The organism is Actinomycetospora chibensis (assembly GCF_028737215.1).
Lineage (GTDB): Bacteria > Actinomycetota > Actinomycetes > Mycobacteriales > Pseudonocardiaceae > Actinomycetospora > Actinomycetospora chibensis.
This window is the reverse complement of sequence record NZ_JAQZAM010000009.1, coordinates 159,918-176,508: the sequence shown is the minus strand read 5'-3', so window position 1 is coordinate 176,508 and position 16,591 is coordinate 159,918. Positions and strand designations below refer to the sequence as shown.

The following is a 16,591-nucleotide window of genomic DNA, read 5'->3' as shown; positions in this document are numbered from 1 at the left end:
TCGGCGTCAATAGCCCCAGGCTACGTTCACCGCGTTCTCGTGGGCGAAGTCGCACAGGCGCACGAGAGCGTCGATCTCGACCTGGAAGGTCACGGGCACCGGGTCGACAAGCCACTCGGCGAGGCGTGCGGGCTCCACCACCGCGTGGCCGGGGTCCGACTCGAGATGACGGTCGACGATGCCGAGCATGCACAAGAGCGAGGCGGCATCACGCGCGTCCATCTCGACTCCCGGTGCGCCTGCGTGTGGGTAGAAGGTGCCGCGGGGCGAGCGGTGGCCCGCCGTGAAGATCGTGATGGTCATGGTGGCCCCTCGGTCTCGGGGCGGCGGGTGACGTCGGCGCGCACGAAGGCCTCGAAGCGTGCATCGAAGCCGCGGTGCCGTTCCGGCGGAACGCGGCTGTCGTCGACGTGCTCGATGTAGCACGGCTTGAGGATTTCTCGCGCCCTCGTCAGAACGGTCGGCAGCCATCGGCTGTGCCATTCCGCCGCAGTGCTGATGGAAGCGCTCGGGTTGTGATAGGTGAGCGTCCAGGCGATGTGGAGCCACGACAGGTGCTCGACGAGCTCGGGGTGGCGGTACCAGCAATCTCTGATGACCTCGGTCGTCGGCGGGTAGCGGGCAAAGAGGACCGCCGTCATCCAACGTGCGAGTCGAGTCCAGGCGGTGCGAGCCTCTTCGGCCCGCAACTCCGTCCACGATGGCAAGCGCGGCGAGGTCTCCGGTCCGTCGACCAGGACCGCGATTTGCTCGGCGAGGGCGGCGAGGTGCGATCGGACGTCGGTGAGGCACGAGGCCAGGGCGGGGATCGCCCCGGTTGGCGCGCCCTCGTCCCCGACCGTCTCGTCGAGCAGCGAACCGAGGGCATTGATATCGGCGTCGACGGTGTGCCGCAGCCCCTCGACCTCCCGCCGGAGGTCGTCGATCTGCGCCGCCAGCACATCGAGGCCGGCCCCGGGCCGCGTCATCGGCCGAGCTTCCGGTCGACCAGCAGCTGGAGACGTCGGCCCCAGTACTCGGTGCGCCGCGCGAACGTCGTCCACGCGGTAGGCCACATCCGCGGACGCGACCAAACCAGTCGGACCCGCGCGATCGTCGGCGGGCTCGAGCGGTAGAGCACGAGGACGTGCCACGGGGGAAGGGTGCGCATGCCCTCCGGCGGGAGGACCGGAATGATGCGCGTCGAGTAGCTGATCGACGAGCGTCGGTCGCCGCCCTGGTTGATCGAGTCGCTGATCGCCGGTTCGTCCCGGCTGCCGCACAGGCGCGAAATCGCCTCGAGATCACGCTCGACCCCAAGCCCGCCGTAGTACAGGCGCAGGTTGGCGTTGTTGGTGATCGTCTCCGCGCCTCGTTCACCCCAGCGCTGCGCCAGCTGTGACGGCGATTGGACGGCGGTGAGGATGTGGATGCCTCGTCCGCCGGCGTCGGCCGTCCAGCGGTCGAGCGGGACCGGCGCGATGAGGGCGGCCTCGTCGAGAGCGAGCATCAGGGCGGGATCGAGCCGACCGTGAGGGAGGCGCGCCGCCAGCCGCTTGCTCGTCTCGAAGACGTGATCCGTGAGGGCAGCGAGGAGGGGCGCGATGGAGCCGTGGCCTCGCTCGGCGCCGATGAGGAACAACGTGCCGCGGGACGCGATGAAGCTCTCGACGTCGAAGCGGGGATCTGCCGCGGCCGGGCACACGACCCGCGCGACCTCGGGATCGCCCATGAACGCTGTCGCCAGGGCGAGGGTCAGATAGATCGACTCTCGGGTGCGATCCGCTCTGGTGTGGGCCACCTGAGCGAGGGCCCGCTCCCAACCGGGCGGAACATGGCCGCGATGCCGGGCCAGCTCCTTGAGCGCAGTCTGGTCATCCGGGTCGTTGACCCAACCGGCCACGGTGTCCATGCCGCGGCCGCTGAGCGCCGCCGCGAGGAGGTAGGCGCGCAGCACGACGGCGCCCTGCTCGGTGAAGAACTGGCCGTCACGCATGCTCTCGCCGGTCTGCGTGGCCGTCACCATCGCGCTCGCCCGCTCCTGGGCGACCGAGGGCTCGTGGCACCCGTCGACGGGCGACCACCGGAAGGTCGACGGGATGCCGCCGACTTGCTCAGGGTTGAACACCAGCACCGGACCGCGCGCCCGTCGAGCCCGCGCCACGTGCCAGAGCACGTCCGCCTTCGTCGAGGTCGACACGACTGCGCCGGGGAAGTCGCGGACCGCGGCCGCCAACCAGCCGGTCTTCCCGGTCTGGGGCGGAGCCACGATGAGCGCGACGTCGCGGTGGGAGCAGTAGAGGTCGCGTCCCCGGAGCGGACCGACGACGGATCGTCCGACGTAGGTACCGAACTCGACGTCCTCGAGCCCGGCGCGAACCGTCTCGGGAAGGGTGAGGGCGGACGGCCGGACCACGGAGGCGAGGCGGCGGATCGCGTGCGCGCTCATCGACCGTCGGAGGTCCCGCGCGGTGGCCCAGCCGGTGCGGCCGTAGGTGGTGCGCACGCGCCCGCGTGGCGTGTTCGGCCAGATGAGCCGCGCTCCGTCCAGGACAGCGACGGCGGTAGCGGCAAGAGCGATCACGTACAGCCCGATCGACAGGGCGATCACGGTGACGAGGCACCCGATCGCGAGACCTGCGCCAGTAGGGAGCGCCCAGGGCCACCCCACAACGCGGTGCCGTGCGAGGCGATGGCGCGTGCGCCTCCGGTCCTCGGTGAACATCAGGTCTCTCCTGGTCGGTCGAGCGAGGTGGTGAGCGTTCGGTGGGCCTCGACGAGCAGCCGCCGGCCTGTGCGGTCGGAGCAGCCGAAGAGGGAGCTGACGGTCTCGCCGGTCAGGACCTGGCCCGACTGGAGGAGCGCGACGAGACGGGAGACCCTCGGCGGGACGTCGGTGGGGTCGGGTGAGGCGCCGTCGCCGGGCTCCGAGGTGGGTCCGGTCGGTACTCCCGGGCCGAAGGCGGTCAGGTGCGGCGGGAGGCCGGTGCGCAGCGAGCGGAGCTCGGCCACCTTCTGCGCGAGTGCCTCGGCGCACGGGGGACACCGCGGCGTGCCGAGCGGGTAGGTCGCGCCGCAGCAGCAGCGCCAGCCCTCGCCCCGCCAGCGGTGATCGTCGGGCGCCATCAGCTGGTGTCCGCGGCATTGAGGAGCTGACCGGCGGTGTCGCCGACCCAGCCCGCGACCGACGCCGTCGCTTCGGGGACGCCGGCCCCGAGGGGGGTGGTGACGAAGAGGGCGATGGCGACCGCGCCGAACAGGAGCGCGGGACCGGCCGCACGCGCCCGGGCGCAGATGACGGCGGCCAGGGCAGAGAACACGACGAGCGCGGAGACGACGTCCATTAGGACTCCTTCAAGAAGGTCGGCGCCGGGATGGCCGGGCGGGGCTGGAAGGCGGTGCGGCCGCGCGCGTCGGGCTGCGGCAGGGCGACGTCGGTGACGTCGACACAGGCGCCGGTCTCGACGGCTCGGGTGGCGAGCTCGTCGACGGCGCGGGCGGGGACGACGTAGCGCCCACGCACGCGGACGGCGGGAAAGGTGCCGGCGCGGATGGCGCGGTAGATCGTGGCCGGGTCGACGCGGAGTGCGGACGCGGTCTCGGTGACGGTGAGGAAGAGGCGGGGAGAGCTGTCGTGGGCAGTCATGGAGCACCTTCAGAGAAGTGAAATCAACGTTCTCGTCGTTGATTTCGGCGACTTGTTCGCCGCGCGCCGCCACTCGCGCGAAATGGAAAGCCTGGTTCGAGGGCGACGATTAACGTCCGCGCTCGACATGAGCGAGGTGTGGCGGTGACGCAGGACTGGAAGGCGGTCGCGACCGCCATCGACCAGCGCCTGCTCGAGTTGGGCCTCGAGCTCCGGGAGCTCGCTCGCCGGTCCAAGGTGTCCGAGTCGACGCTGCGGGAGCTCCGATACAACTCGAAGCAGCGGCGTCGCTCCTCGCGAACGCTCTCCGACGTCTCAACCGGCCTGGAGTGGCCGCCGGGTCACCTGGAAAGCGTGCTGACGGGTTCGCCGACGTCCGAGGTCGGCGGCGTCGGGCTGGATGCTGTGGTCAACCGCCTCGACGCTGTCGATAGCCGGCTCGACGAGATGAACTCGTTGCTGCGGCAGTTGAGCAATGACGTAGGCGAGCTTCTTCGCACCGATCGCGGTGAACGGGATGCTGGCCGGTGACGCGGCGGGGGCTCGGCGCTGTTCGCGCCGCGGGCGGTGCTGGCGGGGGTTCTTCATGGCTACAGACCACTCGCTGGGCAGCAGTTCCAGAAGGTCGCGCCACCTAACCAGCACCTGGTTATGTGCGGTTATCTGCGCAGGTCACGGGCCCTTTGGGAGGGTCCGAAATGGCTGAAGAGACTGCGCTGAAGAAGGCGCGCCGCCAGCTCGGCTGGTCCGTCGCTCAGACTCTGCAGCGACTCGGGCAGCTTGCTCGTGCCCGTGGAATCGCCATCGCCTCCGAGTCGAGCATGCGGACCCTGCTCTCCCGGTGGGAGAACGGGCACCGGGCCGTGGGGGAGGCCCACTACCGGTCGTTGCTCTGCGAGCTCTACGGGCGGACGCCGAGGGAGCTGGGGTTCGTCGAGGACGATGAGCTCAACGAGGGCGCGGACGAGCTCCGGGCACGCCTGCACGTGGCCCGCTCCGTCGACGAGGCCACTGTCGAGCTGTTCCACGCCCAGATCGAGGGCGCGCGGCGGGTGGACCGCCGATTCGGTGGCCTCACCCAGCTCGCGGCGCTCAGAGGTCAGATCGAGGACGTGGAGCGGCTGCTGCGCTACGGCGTGCCTGCGCCACTGCGCGCCGCGCTCGCCGGCGCTCTCGTCGAGGCGGCCACCCTGGCCGGATGGGAGGCCCTCGACCGTCTCGCCCTTCGCTCGGCATGGGACCTGCATGAGACGGCGGTCGCGACCGCGCGTGAAGTCGGGTCGGCCTCGCGGCTCGCCCACGCGATGGCGCAGCAGGCGATGGTGGTCGTCGACCTCGGCGAAGCGAGCTTGGCCGTCGACCTCGTGGCTGAGGCGCGCGCTGTGGGAGCCGGAGCGTCGTCGCGGCTCCTGCGGTCGTGGCTGGCAGCGGCGGAGGGAGAGATCCGCGCGGCCGCTGGCGACCGAGACGGAGCCCTACGCTCCTTCGACGACGCCGACGAGCTGCTGCCCGAGGACCCACGGGAGCCGGACCTGCCGTTCCTCTTCCTCGCGGACGGTCATCTCGACCGGTGGCGCGGGCACGTGCTCGCGTCCGTCGGCGAACCGACCGCCATCGATCAGCTCGAGCAAGCCCTGCAGCGGTTGCCGAGCGACTTCGTCCGAGCGCGGGCGTCGACGCTGGTCGACCTCGCCGTGGCGTCCGCCGCGGCGGGGGAGCGGGACGCAGCCCTGGCCTACTCGCGCGAGGCGCGGCGTGTCGCGAACCAGGTGGCGTCTGACCGTCAGCTGCGCCGGCTGCGAGCGCTGCGCTTACCGGGCTGAGTGCCGGGTGCTGAAGTAGTACAGGAGGACCGCCGCGGTCGCGGCTCCGAGGACCTGGCCTTGGACGACGAGCTCGGGGATGCGCGCGATGTCGACCCACTCGATGTCGCCGACCTCCTCCGGGTCAGTCGGGTCGCCGACGTGCTCCGCCCCGCGCCACAGGTAGGCGTCGACGCGGGCCCGCACCTGGCCGGGAAGGGGCTCGATCGACAGCAGGTGCTCGGGCTCGCCGTGCACCTGCCAGCCGCTCTCCTCGGCGGTCTCCCGCGCCGCGGAGATCGGAGACTCCTCGCCGTCGTCGACCATCCCCCCGGGCATCTCATAGCCCCATTGGTCGGTCGGGAAGCGGTACTTGTGGAGTAGGAGGACCTGGTCGCGATCATTGACGATCAACGCAACGGCGATCCGGGCGAGCTCGACGACGTGGTACTCGAACCGGTTGCCGTCCGGAGCTTCGACGTCTACGAGCTGCACCCTGACCCATGGGTTGTCGTACGCCGGCCGCTCGCCGTAAACCGTCCACCCGCCCGCCGTGTCTGGCACGGCGCGACGGTACCGGTCCGCCTAATGCGCGTGATCGACGCGAGCAGGGCGGTCGAGCAGCGCGGGCGAGCAGCGCGCGGCCCGGCGCCGCACCCGTAGGAACGACTCGCACCGCGACGGTGAGGAAGAAGGTCGACCCGCCGCCGGTGACGGTGGGACGGGGAACCGCCTCGGCCAGCGCGTCCTACACGCGGAACTGGTCGATCAGGCCGCATTCCAAGGGCTCCGCTGGGCGCAGCTCCTTGGCGTCCTCGACGCACACGATCCGCTCGGTGGGCGCGACCTCGCCCAGCAGCGCCGAGAGCATCGTCGTCTTGACGAGAGGCGGGGCATGCGCGCGCAGAAGCGGGCGCTGCGACAGCGGCCCCGACGCACGACTGACCTCCACGCGCCCGGGCCTCGATCGGGAGAGGCCCGACCGTTGCCCGCATCCACCACCACGCCGCCGCCGATCCCGGTGAGCCGCCGAGCGGCCCCGGCGCCGTCTCGAACGCCTCAGTCTCGCCGACGTCCTCGGCTTCGTCGCCGCCTGGTGGCGCGCCCGCCGAGGCGGCCAGCGGTGAGCGCCGAGCGGGCCGCGACGCCCGAGCACGACCCCACCAGCGCCCTGGTGCGCCAGCTCGTCGAGCGCGCTGACAACGCCGAGCTCCTCTCCCTGCGGGTCGCGCTGCGCCTCGACCTGGTCACCCCCGGGCAGCCCCTGCCGACCACACCGAGACCGCCCGACGAGGCGACGCCGTCCCGGCCCGGGCGTACGACGTGTGGCGCGCCGGACAGCCCGACGGCGGACCCGACCCGCTCGACCCCTCCGAGGCCGCCACCGAACGGGACAGCCGCGCGATGGCACGCGTCAGCTGACCCGCGGCGACCGCCAGCGCTCGAACGCCGCCGAGAACGCCCGGTAGTCGTCCTCGTCGAGCTGACCGGTGAGGGTGCGGCTGTAGACCTGCAAGGCGTGCCCTTCCTCGGGCAGCGGGTCGCCGTCGTAGTCCTCCGGGCTCGCGTGCGACGCACGCCGGTAGGTGTCGTCCCACGCCGCCGAGACCAGCGCCTCGGCCGCCTGCTTGCGGGTCAGCTCGCCCGCCCGGCACCGGTCGATGATCACGCTCGGCAACTCCGTCACGGCTCCCCCTCCCAGCGACGCCTCGGCGCCGGACACCTCCATGATCCCCCGATCCCGGCTCGGTGGGGGGCCACGATCGGGCCGGCGCGCGTGACGGCGAACCGTTGACGACACTCGACGTCGATGCCCGCCACCCGTGCCGCCCTGCTCGCCGCCGGAGCCCTCGCCGGCCTCGCCGTCGGCGTCCCGGCCGGATGGCTCGCCGCCGAGGTCCGGCGCGGCTGGCGCGACGGCCGACATCCCCCGGAGCACGAGCCGCCACCTTTTCGCCGCCGAGCTGGCCAACGCGCCCCGGGCGCCTGGCGAGTGGTTGTAGTCGGTGGTCGAGTACTTCACGCGCACTCCGGCAACCTTCCCGGTCGCCCCTGGTGAAGTTCACTCTTCCGATGCTCCATTTGTCGGAGATTAGGCCGAACAGCCTTAGATGCTCACCCACACGCCGGCGTCTCGTTCGACAAGCCCCTGCTGAACGGACTAACGGTTGTCAGGACTCTTGATGCCGGTCCGGTCCGAATGGTCGCCGAAAGGCACTGGCCACGAATGAAGGCCCATTCCCGCGTGTAGCGTGGCGTGCAATCGCTCCCCGCGAAGAATGGCAGGCAGACATGCCGAAGTACGGCTACTCCATGTTCTAGTTCCAGGTGCACAAGGCGCGCGAGGTCAGTACCCCGATGCGACTCGGCGACCTGTTCGACGACGGCGGCTCGGTCGACGCGCTCCCGATCGTCGGCGCGATCCTCAACGGCATGACGGCGCGCAGCGCTCGACCGAGAGGGAGAAGCACATCCGCGCGCTGGCCGTCACCCCGCGCGGTCGCACCGTCCGGTTCGCGATGGAGCTGGGCAGCAGCGGCCAGCAGTCCCGATTCCACGACCCGGACGCCGCCGACGACGACGTTCCGGTGTTCGAGCGCGACGGGCGGCACATCGAGGTCGACGACCCCCGGCGGGAGCTGCTGTTCATGCCGGAACGCGCCGCCACCGGCCTGCTCGTGCTGGAGGCCAAGGGCCGGAGCACGGGCAAGGACCAGCTGACCGCCGTGCTCAAGCCGACCCTGCGTGCGCACAACGAGACGTCCGGGCTGATCATGGACTTCAACCCGCTCGTCGACGAGAAGGCGCTGGAGAAGTACCTGGCCGAGGCGCAGGTCAAGGACATCACGCTGCGGCGCAACAGCATCTCGCAGGACATCGCCAACGCCGTGTACGAGGACGCCTCGCAGTCCGAGCTGGTCGGCCGGATGGAGCTGCGGATCGACCCCGGCGCCATGGGCCCCGTGCGCAAGGCCCTCGCCTACTCGCTGCGCCGCGACGACGGCCGCCGCCGCAAGCTGCTCGCGGTGCACGGCATGGAGTTCGAGGAATTGAACGTCTCCATGGACGTCGGCGACCGACAGGTCCAGCTCAACGTGACCGGCGACCGCGTGCCCACGTTCGTGTACCACATCTCCGGCAACCGCCCTGACGACCAGCAGTTCTACCGCGAGGTCACCGCGATGGTGCCGGACACGGCCAAGGCGCTCGGCATCACTGTCGGACCCGAGTGGCAGGATGGCGAGTGGTCATAGGAGGCGACCGACCGGGTCATCCCGACGGTGGCCAAGGAGGGTCATCGTGAGTCACCCGAGGCGCCGGAGTAGCTCGAAGTTCTGGCCGTTCGCGATCGCGGCTGACCACTACCGCACGTTCAAAGACCACGGCACCGGCCGGTGGAGCGTTTCCGACTTCGTGACGTATCTCGGAATTCCACTGGCCGCTGTCGGGGTCGCAGCCTGGTTCGATGCGCGTGCGCAGGGCCTGCCGCAGGTACTGACGGCCGTGTCCATTCTGACCGGCCTGTCGTTCAGCCTGTTCACACTCGTGTTCACTCTTAGCGCCAGGGCGGTCGACGCCGACGACCACGGAATGCAGTCCCTCCTGCTCGACCTCGCCGACCAGGTGCGCGCCAACGTCAGCTACGGCGCACTCGTCGGCATTACTCTCACGGCACTGCTCGGCGCCCTAGTCATGTTCACCGACACGACGAAGCCCGCCGGGTCCGTCACCACCTGGCTCATCATCTTCCTCGGCGTCCAGATGCTGCTCACCATCTTCATGGTGATCAGGCGGGTGCGATCCCTGAACGACGGACTGCGGGCGAACCGGCGGGACCGCGTCCCGTAGCCGCTCTCGGCGGCCCCGAGGTTGACGACGACCCCGAGGTGGCCGCTCGCGCTCGCGCTCGTCTGCGACACCATTGGGGGCGCATGCGCAGAGCCGACAACGAGGGCGTCAGCACCGCGACGAGCACGGCGACCAGCGCGGTGATCGAGGCGGCGAAGATCGCGCTGACTGCGTCGAGCGAAAGCGTGGCAGCTTCTCGCGCGCGCGACGCCGGACGACGGCATCAGAGCCTCGGCCGCAGGTGTCGGTTGAGTTCCTCGCCGAAGCAGCTCGGCCAGGGGCGCCCGCTCGCCGGTGTGCTCGTCAGGGATCCGGACCGTGTTGACACCACGGCGGGACCAGTGCCGGTCCCGGGACGCGTCGTCGGCATGGCGGGTCGTCCTGCGGTGCGCCCCGCCGTCAACCTCGATCACTACGGCGCGGCCGTTGCCGATCACCAGAAAGTCCGGCGTGCGAGTTCCCGCGTCGCGCATGCGCACCCCAGCGCCAGGCACGATCGCGATCGTGTCGAGCGGCTTGAACTCGCGCTGCAGCTCGCACAGCAGCTCATAGACCACCAGGGCCACATCACCGACCGCTACACCAGTGCCAGGCGAGGTGGCACCCACCGAGCGGATCGTGTGCGTCGCAGACGCGACGGATGCGTACTTCACCCCTACTGAGAGGCTGCCACCGTGACCCGCGCACTCATCCTCGTACGACTGTCGCGTATGACGGACGCCACCCACCTCACCGGAGAGGCAGGAGCAGGACGCACGGCGTTACTGCCAGGCGCACGGGCTGACTGTGGTGGACGTTGCCAGCGACACCGATGTATCCGGCAGCGTTGACCCGCTCGACCGCCCGGCGTTGGGTCCCTGGTTGAGAAACAGGCTTCACGACTTCGACATTATCGTCGCTTCCAAGCTGGACCGGGTAGGCCGCAACGCAAGGCATATTCACCGGCTTATGGACTATCTCTTGGACGCAGGCAAGGCACTTGCCACCGCCGACGGTGAGCTGAACATCGGTAGCGCCATGGGCCGAATGGTCATCTATATCATGTCGACGCTCGCAGAGTTGGAACTGGAGGGTATCTCCGCCCGGAACTACAGCGCCGCTCAGTACAACATCGCTCGTGGCACGTATCGGGGTGGCACGGTCCCGGCCGGATACAAGCCTGTAAAGGATGCTTCCGGCGACTGGCGATTAGTCCCGGACGAAGAGGGTTTGGCGCCGGTTATCCGTGAGGTCATCACGCGACTCTCCGAAGGAGAGCGTCCCTCTGCGATCGTTGCCAACCTGACGGAACGGGGCGTCCCGACTCCGAAGGACCGACAGGATCAGCTAGCCGGACGGACTCCTAAGGGTCGGCCGTGGCGGTTGGCGAACTTCCGAAGCACCATGCTTTCCCCGTCCATCATGGGACAGTCCACCTATAGAGAGACGCTGACGGATAATAACGGGCAACTTCTGAAGGATGGCAAAGGCCGGAAAGTCTACGGGCAAGAGCGGGTCGTATTCAGAGACGGCGAGCCTTTGATTCGAGCTGAGCCTTTGGTTGCACCGACGGCTTTCCATGCGGCAAAGAAAGCCGTGGAGGATCGAGACACCGGGAGTAACGGCACCCGCCGCGCGACCACGGCGGCACTACTGACTGGTGTTCTGTTCTGCGGGAGGTGCGGGGGGAAGATGTACCGCAACGTCCGGAAGGATCGGCGCAACCTATATCACTGCCGTAGTAACAGCGGAAAGCATTGCGGCAATGGCACCGTTGCTTGTGACACGCTCGATGCTGTAGTGGCCGATGACTTGATGAAGAACTTTGGGGAGTTTCCCCACGGTAGACGTGAGTACGTCCACGGTACTGACAACGGGTCGACAATCGCGGAAATTGACGCTGAGCTGGAAAGCTATGCCGCAGCAGTGGGCCGTTTCCCTGCCGGCTCTCCATCCTGGAAATCGATGATGAGCAACGTGGACTCGCTGACGGCCAGACGGGGAGAGCTGATGGCGCAGCCGCAAGTCGCCTCAGGGTGGCAGCACGTCCGGTCCGGGCAAACATTCGCTGCGTTCTGGAATGGCCTAAACGAGGTCGGCCGAAACGATTTCCTACGGGACAATCACGTGCGCGTCGAGTTGGCCCGCGAACGAGGGGAGCAGCCAACGTGGACAATTTACTATGGTGACGTGCTTGGGATGATCGAAGCCGTGAACCCGGAGCTTGGAGAGACCACACGGGCGTGGCTTGAACGGGTGAGGGCAGGAACGGCCAAGCCGCGGGGGATCCCCGAAGTCGCCGCAGCAATGGAACGGTACAAGCGCGGGTAGCTCCCGACACGAATGCCCCGCCTCCCGAAGGGTGAGGAGACCGGGGCACTCGTGCTCTACGGCTTCGCCGGAACGTAGGTAAAGCCGGCTAGGTACTCGTGTGGCCGGCTGTCCTGCGGGAAGTGGTGACCGACGTACACGAGTTCAGAGCACGTCAGACAGTCATACGTGCGATGCCCTCGCCGGCCGTCTCGCGTGCCGGCGCACTGGCAGTGCGTGTAACTGATGATGACGTTGCCGTGCACGAGGGCATGACCCTGCGAGCAACGCTCAGGGGGTATCTCCTCTAACAACCCTGGCGGACGGGTAGGCATGCCGTCAGGATGCACGTGCGGCACACTTGCCGAATGGTGGGGACCGCAGGCGGGATGGTCATTATTGCCATCTCCAATATCATCATTTCGGCCGCAACGTCGTTTGCCGTTGCTCGATACACGCTCCGCCGTGATCGGGAAGCAAAGACGAGCGACGTGATCAGGGAATCTCGGTCTCGTTTGTTGCTTCAGCTAGAGCGGCTCCGCTTTTGGGATCCGTCTAGCGGTGACGAGGTCGCATATGACGCCGTAGCGAAAGTGCGTGCCATCATCGCGGAGGAACCGACGTGCGTCACCGACCGGGGACGCGCGCGTAGCGCCGTGGAGGACGTCGAGCTTAACGTCAACCATTCGCTGCGGTTGGAGGCAAGCGCCCGACAACTTGGCATGGCCTCGGAGGAGGACCAGGCTAGGTATGTCGCTCGGGGCGTCGGATACAAGTTCGCCATAGAAAACTCTTGCAACGCCATCCTCGAACTAGCCACACCTAGCGATTCCTAGCCCGAGAGAGCCCTGGCACCCTCAATGGGTACCGGAGCTTTGTTGCTATGGGAAGTACGGCGATGGCGGTCGCGGAGGGACAGGCTCCGACGGGAGCAGCTTGAGAATGCCAGGGTCGGTCAGGAAGTCCTTTAGCCGCTGCAAGTCCTCATAAGTGCAGGCGTTCCGCCACGGGAAGCCTTGCTCGAATACCAACCACCGTGAAATAGTCCGCCCATCAAGGCCAGACGAGGTCTCTAGCGCGGTGACAATTCGGTTGACTTCCTTCTTTAGATCGAAGTATCGCAGCCGCTGCTGATACTCCTCCTCGGATAGCCCCAACTCGATGCGTGTAGATTCACGCCCGTGCCACACGGCTGCCACGCCATAATCGCGCCAGTAGGCATCCTGGCCACCGGGATACTGCGATGGAATTCCGGCAAAGCGAGGGTCGTTGCTCGGATGAAGCGGAAGCTCACCGTTCGCCACGCTTCTCCTTCCCTGGCCCGCACGCAGGTCCGTACCAAGACGCTCGACGTTCAGTATAAGCCGGCCTCTCAATCCGTGCAGCCGCTCCCTATGACAAGCCAAAGAATAGCGCTGCGGTTTGGGTCACGATCCCTGCTCCTGTCACGAATAGACCGAGAAGGATGCCCCGGACGCCCTCGGTGACTAGTCTCTTTGTCTCCTCGCGCTGGCCGTCAAGTTCTGACTTTGCTTCGCGTCGAGCATCCTGAACTGCGTCGCGGATCGAGAAGGTCGAGTCGTTGACCCTCGCTTCAAGGTCGCTTAGATCACTGCGTGTCAGCCGGACCCGGCGGTCAAGTTCGAGTGCGAAATCCTCTGAGCGTGGTGAGTGAGCAATGGGCTGGTACTGGGTTCCAGGTGCTACCGGCGGTGCGGTGTCTGCTTCTCCCGCCCTGCCTACCGGCCGGGTACGTGGCGGAGGCTTGAGGTTTCGCTGCGCGTATGCGAGGAAGCGGACCACGAGGTAGTCGAGCTTGTGTTCGTGAGGGTCCAACAGCGGCTCGTTGGGACGGTAGGTGCGCCACGTCTGTAGCGCACCACGGCCAGCGATCACGACGCCAAGAAGTTGGAGCACGCCGCCAAGAGCACCGACGATGAGTTCCCACACCGAGCGCAAACCTCCACCGATAGTGAAGAGGGCAGCGTAACCACACCCTTGGTACGAGCGACACGGTCCCTCCTAGGACCGGACCCACTCGCAAGGGCCGGAGAACTCGACCTGCGCGTCACTAGGTCGGATCGTGATGAAGGCCGGGCCATCGTTCGTGGTCTCAGGGAATCCAATCCCTCGCCCGTCCGCCTCCTGTCGGCTCGCCATGCAGAACTGGAACACCGCATCAGGCGAGGCGCCCGACGTGCGGTAGCGGCCAGGCTGAATCTCCGACCCTACGAGGTAGGTCCCATCGGGAAACGAGGTACGCGGACCCGACTGCGTCGTCGTGGTGGGGGCCGCGCTGTAGGACGGGTAGGGCGAGGCGTAGGGCGCCGCAGACGTGGTGTACCGGGACGGGCTAGACGTCTGCGTGGACGACCTGTCGTCTTTGTTGACCGACCCGATGACCACCAGCAGGAGGAAGACGCCTCCGACCACGAACGGCCACTTGCGGCTCTTTTTCGGGGGGAGCTGCGGGGGACCCTGTCCGTACGGCTGCCCGTACGGCTGCCCGTACGGCTGACTTGGCATCGGCCCGCTTGACTGTCCGTACCCGTAGGTGCCGGTCTGACCATACGGCTGTCCCTGACCTGTGGGCTGCGGCTGCGGCTGCGGCTGTCCGGGGAGCACCCACTGCCCCTGCTGAGCGTCCCACTGCGGCTGCGGCGGCTGGCGCGGGTCCTGCGTCATCGAAGCGTCCCCCCGGATCGACGGATCTTGGCACCATCGCCCGTATCGGACAGAAGGCGGCAGGCGTTACGACAGCCCACGGATGGCCGCAGCACGTCGCTCTCCCTGCTCGCTACCGTCACTTGTCGTGTCACGGCTGCTCACGTGGGTCCTCCGCCTACTCCCCTTGCTCGGAGTTGCGATTGCCCTTGTCGGGTGGCAGGAGTGGTACCCCGCGGGATGGCTAGATACCAAGGGATTCACAATAAATCTCGCCTCCAGCTTTACGGCCGCATGTTTCGGCGTGCCCCTAGCCTTCTTCGTTTTGCAACGTCTCGTCAGAGGCCAAGACGCTATTCGCGAGAAGCGAAGACTACTGCGCCGACTCAATTACGTCTTGGATGAGCTAGCCAATGAGAGGACATTTCTATTGTCGCCGTACCTGACTGACGAGCAAGCGTGGTGGGCGCATGTCTACGCCTGGCGTTCGATGAATGGGGCCGGCCAGGTCGCGCAGGCAATCTTTGAAAACGCGACGGTAAGCAAAGCTACTATCGCTGACTGCGCGAACTGCATTGACTCTCTGGTCGAGGCGCTTATACACACCCTCGCAAGCCCTGCCTACCTCAGGTCGCATTCTTGGGTAACCCTCGCTGCTGCATGGAGGCTGCTCGTAGAGGAGCTGGTCCCCGAAGCTGCTCTTGAAGGTTTCCAGCCAATTGATCCAAAGCTAATCTTCGCCTTAACGGCCTGGTTCGACTCAGGACGCGAGGGCTTCTCCGAACTTGATCACCTTCGGCCTGGCGGGGCCATTCGATACGTCGAGGCTTGGATTCTAGAATTTCAAGAGTCTGAACAGTATCTCAACGCCGCCGACGATGAACAATTTTCGTTGGAGCACCGAGACGCAGACCGAGTGCGATTCGAGGAGGCTTGTCGAGCTTTACGGTCGATTCAATACCGAGTCGCGGGCTACGAGAGGCTAGGTTGGGCAATTACTTTCGCTCGTAGTAAGTGTCGGGAATGGGCCTCGGTCGAGTAGCGTTTGGTACGAACTGGAAGTTCTGAACCTGACAGACCCCGGAGAGCCCTCCCCGGCGGTCCCGCCCGGTGCCGGTCGGTGGGGCACCCCCCGTAGGGCAGGGGGTAGGTGTCGCTAGATCGGCGCGAGTCGGTGGCGTTGCTCGACGAGGTCAGCGACGAGATAAGAAAACAAAGAAAAGTAAAGAAAGAGAGAGAAAAGGAAAACGAACATTGATTGACAATCGTTGTGCGTTGGCATGGTGCATGCCATAGGGCATGGCATCGGGGTATGGCAGGGGGGTATGGGCATTGGGGTAGGCGTGTGCCCTTGTGTATGCCATAGCCATACCCATTAGTGCATTAGCTAGTGCGTGTATGGGTTGTGCATTGCATCAAAAGCTGTGCTGTGCAAGGGGTAGCGATAAGGGGTAGCACACACAAGGGGGTATGTGCAGGGGGTACCTCGTGCGGAAGGGCTAGGAGAGAGAGGCAGGCGCACAGCCTCATACGATGCGCCTACCTCGTCCCCTCGCCGGGCGCAGGGATCATCCCGCTCGGATTCCCACAGTTCGTACCCGTAGCTCCGTTGTCCTCTAGCCACACCGGCAATAGAGGCGGTGACCTTGACGCCCGTACTCGTGCCCTTGCACGAGTGGTCTGTGATTGGCTAGCTATCGCGCTTAGGCTTCAGAAGGTCATCGTATCGACCCTCCGCAAACTCCCGCATGATGTCCTCAGGAGTCTTATCGGCCAAGTCCTCGCGGGTGAGCTGCCAGGTAGAGCCGTTCTGTGTACTGTCCGTACCGCTATTCTGAGTGTCCGTCATGATTACCCCATCCCCTTAGCGCGCTTCTGCTCAACGAGGCTCTGACCCATGCCGAGACGGGTAGCCGTGTCGCCTTCCCATGGGTGCATGAAGCCGGCAAAGTCGCTGAGCGCGTATCGACGCCGGTTCGGCTCGGAGTTGCGCACACGATCCGAGTAGTCGATCAGGTAACTCTGTCGCTTCACCGGGTCGCTAATGTTATAGGGGAACTCGAACGGCTCCGGGTCATCGGTGCTGACAGACTCAATGTGCCGCTCTCGAATGAAGGCGCGCACGTCATTGAGCTTACAATTCAGGTGGTCAGCGAGTTCAGTGACAGTCATAGTCTGCTGAGTCTTTGCCATAGGTTTAAACCCTTCTTTGATGGAGTTACGCGACTAGAGCCGGCCGGCCCTCAGCGAGGGCTAGGGCCGTCTCGGTCTGATACAGCGTCAGTGGCTTACCGCTCGGCGGGAAGTACGTCCCTGCCTCGTGGAGGTCGCCGGCAGCAACCCACCGACGCACACGATCGGC

The 16,591-nt window shown here is 66.7% G+C and carries 19 protein-coding genes and 2 pseudogenes; 9 read left to right on the top strand and 12 right to left on the bottom strand.

What is annotated here, in order from left to right:
• Positions 1–6: 6 nt before the first annotated feature.
• The 6 genes from PH189_RS15765 to PH189_RS15740 form a co-directional block, all read right to left on the bottom strand.
• On the bottom strand, positions 7–303 hold the full coding sequence (locus tag PH189_RS15765) for a hypothetical protein (RefSeq protein ID WP_274189751.1): 297 nt from the start codon (positions 301–303) through the stop codon (positions 7–9).
• Complete coding sequence (locus tag PH189_RS15760; RefSeq protein WP_274189750.1) at positions 300–968, bottom strand: hypothetical protein; 669 nt, start codon at positions 966–968, stop codon at positions 300–302. The genes PH189_RS15765 and PH189_RS15760 overlap by 4 nt, the downstream gene beginning before the upstream one ends.
• Positions 965–2,590, bottom strand: coding sequence for a type IV secretory system conjugative DNA transfer family protein (locus PH189_RS15755; protein WP_274189749.1), 1,626 nt, complete (start codon positions 2,588–2,590; stop codon positions 965–967). The genes PH189_RS15760 and PH189_RS15755 overlap by 4 nt, the downstream gene beginning before the upstream one ends.
• Positions 2,591–2,703: 113 nt before the next feature.
• On the bottom strand, positions 2,704–3,105 hold the full coding sequence (locus PH189_RS15750) for a hypothetical protein (RefSeq protein WP_274189748.1): 402 nt from the start codon (positions 3,103–3,105) through the stop codon (positions 2,704–2,706).
• The gene (locus tag PH189_RS15745; RefSeq protein WP_274189747.1) at positions 3,105–3,323 is read right to left on the bottom strand and encodes a hypothetical protein; all 219 of its coding nucleotides are present in this window, start codon (positions 3,321–3,323) and stop codon (positions 3,105–3,107) included. Before PH189_RS15745 ends, PH189_RS15750 begins: the two co-directional genes overlap by 1 nt.
• Positions 3,323–3,625, bottom strand: a complete 303-nt coding sequence (locus PH189_RS15740; protein ID WP_274189746.1) for a helix-turn-helix domain-containing protein — start codon at positions 3,623–3,625, stop codon at positions 3,323–3,325. The genes PH189_RS15745 and PH189_RS15740 overlap by 1 nt, the downstream gene beginning before the upstream one ends.
• A gap of 144 nt (positions 3,626–3,769) precedes the next feature.
• Here PH189_RS15740 and PH189_RS15735 point away from each other — a divergent pair, with 144 nt between their 5' ends.
• Entirely contained in the window at positions 3,770–4,156 is a 387-nt protein-coding gene (locus PH189_RS15735; protein WP_274189745.1) for an XRE family transcriptional regulator, read from the top strand.
• A gap of 167 nt (positions 4,157–4,323) precedes the next feature.
• Entirely contained in the window at positions 4,324–5,448 is a 1,125-nt protein-coding gene (locus PH189_RS15730) for an NsdA family TPR-like regulatory protein (RefSeq protein WP_274189744.1), read from the top strand.
• Here PH189_RS15730 and PH189_RS15725 read toward each other — a convergent pair.
• The 3 genes and pseudogenes from PH189_RS15725 to PH189_RS15715 form a co-directional block, all read right to left on the bottom strand.
• A complete protein-coding gene (locus tag PH189_RS15725) occupies positions 5,437–5,991 on the bottom strand; it encodes an NUDIX hydrolase (protein WP_378014904.1) in 555 nt (184 codons plus the stop codon). The two genes, PH189_RS15730 and PH189_RS15725, sit on opposite strands and share 12 nt — an antisense overlap.
• 202 nt (positions 5,992–6,193) lie before the next feature.
• Positions 6,194–6,307 (bottom strand): annotated as a pseudogene (locus PH189_RS30500) (TadA family conjugal transfer-associated ATPase); the annotation flags it as partial.
• 534 nt (positions 6,308–6,841) lie between these two features.
• Complete coding sequence (locus PH189_RS15715; RefSeq protein ID WP_274189742.1) at positions 6,842–7,114, bottom strand: hypothetical protein; 273 nt, start codon at positions 7,112–7,114, stop codon at positions 6,842–6,844.
• 832 nt (positions 7,115–7,946) lie between these two features.
• Here PH189_RS15715 and PH189_RS15710 point away from each other — a divergent pair.
• The 6 genes and pseudogenes from PH189_RS15710 to PH189_RS15685 all read left to right on the top strand — a co-directional run bounded on the left by PH189_RS15710 (position 7,947) and on the right by PH189_RS15685 (position 12,401).
• A complete protein-coding gene (locus PH189_RS15710; RefSeq protein WP_274189741.1) occupies positions 7,947–8,681 on the top strand; it encodes a hypothetical protein in 735 nt (244 codons plus the stop codon).
• 46 nt (positions 8,682–8,727) lie between these two features.
• Complete coding sequence (locus PH189_RS15705) at positions 8,728–9,276, top strand: hypothetical protein (protein ID WP_274189740.1); 549 nt, start codon at positions 8,728–8,730, stop codon at positions 9,274–9,276.
• A gap of 83 nt (positions 9,277–9,359) precedes the next feature.
• Complete coding sequence (locus PH189_RS15700; RefSeq protein WP_274189739.1) at positions 9,360–9,938, top strand: hypothetical protein; 579 nt, start codon at positions 9,360–9,362, stop codon at positions 9,936–9,938.
• Positions 9,939–10,017: 79 nt separating this feature from the next.
• A pseudogene (locus PH189_RS15695) lies at positions 10,018–10,851 on the top strand (recombinase family protein); the annotation flags it as partial.
• Positions 10,852–11,586: a recombinase zinc ribbon domain-containing protein gene (locus PH189_RS15690; protein WP_274189844.1), complete on the top strand. Its 735-nt coding sequence runs from the start codon at positions 10,852–10,854 to the stop codon at positions 11,584–11,586.
• A gap of 347 nt (positions 11,587–11,933) precedes the next feature.
• On the top strand, positions 11,934–12,401 hold the full coding sequence (locus PH189_RS15685; protein WP_274189738.1) for a hypothetical protein: 468 nt from the start codon (positions 11,934–11,936) through the stop codon (positions 12,399–12,401).
• 45 nt (positions 12,402–12,446) lie between these two features.
• Here the strand turns inward: PH189_RS15685 and PH189_RS15680 are convergent, their stop codons facing one another.
• Together PH189_RS15680 and PH189_RS15675 are read right to left on the bottom strand one after the other, a co-directional pair.
• Entirely contained in the window at positions 12,447–12,869 is a 423-nt protein-coding gene (locus PH189_RS15680; protein ID WP_274189737.1) for a hypothetical protein, read from the bottom strand.
• Positions 12,870–12,957: 88 nt separating this feature from the next.
• Positions 12,958–13,515, bottom strand: a complete 558-nt coding sequence (locus tag PH189_RS15675; RefSeq protein ID WP_274189736.1) for a hypothetical protein — start codon at positions 13,513–13,515, stop codon at positions 12,958–12,960.
• An 862-nt stretch (positions 13,516–14,377) separates the two neighbouring features.
• Here PH189_RS15675 and PH189_RS15670 point away from each other — a divergent pair.
• On the top strand, positions 14,378–15,271 hold the full coding sequence (locus PH189_RS15670) for a hypothetical protein (RefSeq protein ID WP_274189735.1): 894 nt from the start codon (positions 14,378–14,380) through the stop codon (positions 15,269–15,271).
• Positions 15,272–16,080: 809 nt separating this feature from the next.
• Here the strand turns inward: PH189_RS15670 and PH189_RS15665 are convergent.
• Positions 16,081–16,353, bottom strand: coding sequence for a hypothetical protein (locus PH189_RS15665; RefSeq protein ID WP_274189734.1), 273 nt, complete (start codon positions 16,351–16,353; stop codon positions 16,081–16,083).
• Positions 16,354–16,591 lie beyond the last annotated feature (238 nt).

Coding starts and splice junctions, on each gene's coding strand:
- PH189_RS15710 (WP_274189741.1), top strand. CDS start 7,947: ATGGAGCTGGGCAGCAGCGGCCAGCAGTCCCGATTCCACGACCCGGAC.
- PH189_RS15750 (WP_274189748.1), bottom strand. CDS start 3,105: ATGGCGCCCGACGATCACCGCTGGCGGGGCGAGGGCTGGCGCTGCTGC.
- PH189_RS15740 (WP_274189746.1), bottom strand. CDS start 3,625: ATGACTGCCCACGACAGCTCTCCCCGCCTCTTCCTCACCGTCACCGAG.
- PH189_RS15745 (WP_274189747.1), bottom strand. CDS start 3,323: ATGGACGTCGTCTCCGCGCTCGTCGTGTTCTCTGCCCTGGCCGCCGTC.
- PH189_RS15730 (WP_274189744.1), top strand. CDS start 4,324: ATGGCTGAAGAGACTGCGCTGAAGAAGGCGCGCCGCCAGCTCGGCTGG.
- PH189_RS15760 (WP_274189750.1), bottom strand. CDS start 968: ATGACGCGGCCCGGGGCCGGCCTCGATGTGCTGGCGGCGCAGATCGAC.
- PH189_RS15765 (WP_274189751.1), bottom strand. CDS start 303: ATGACCATCACGATCTTCACGGCGGGCCACCGCTCGCCCCGCGGCACC.
- PH189_RS15700 (WP_274189739.1), top strand. CDS start 9,360: ATGCGCAGAGCCGACAACGAGGGCGTCAGCACCGCGACGAGCACGGCG.
- PH189_RS15685 (WP_274189738.1), top strand. CDS start 11,934: ATGGTGGGGACCGCAGGCGGGATGGTCATTATTGCCATCTCCAATATC.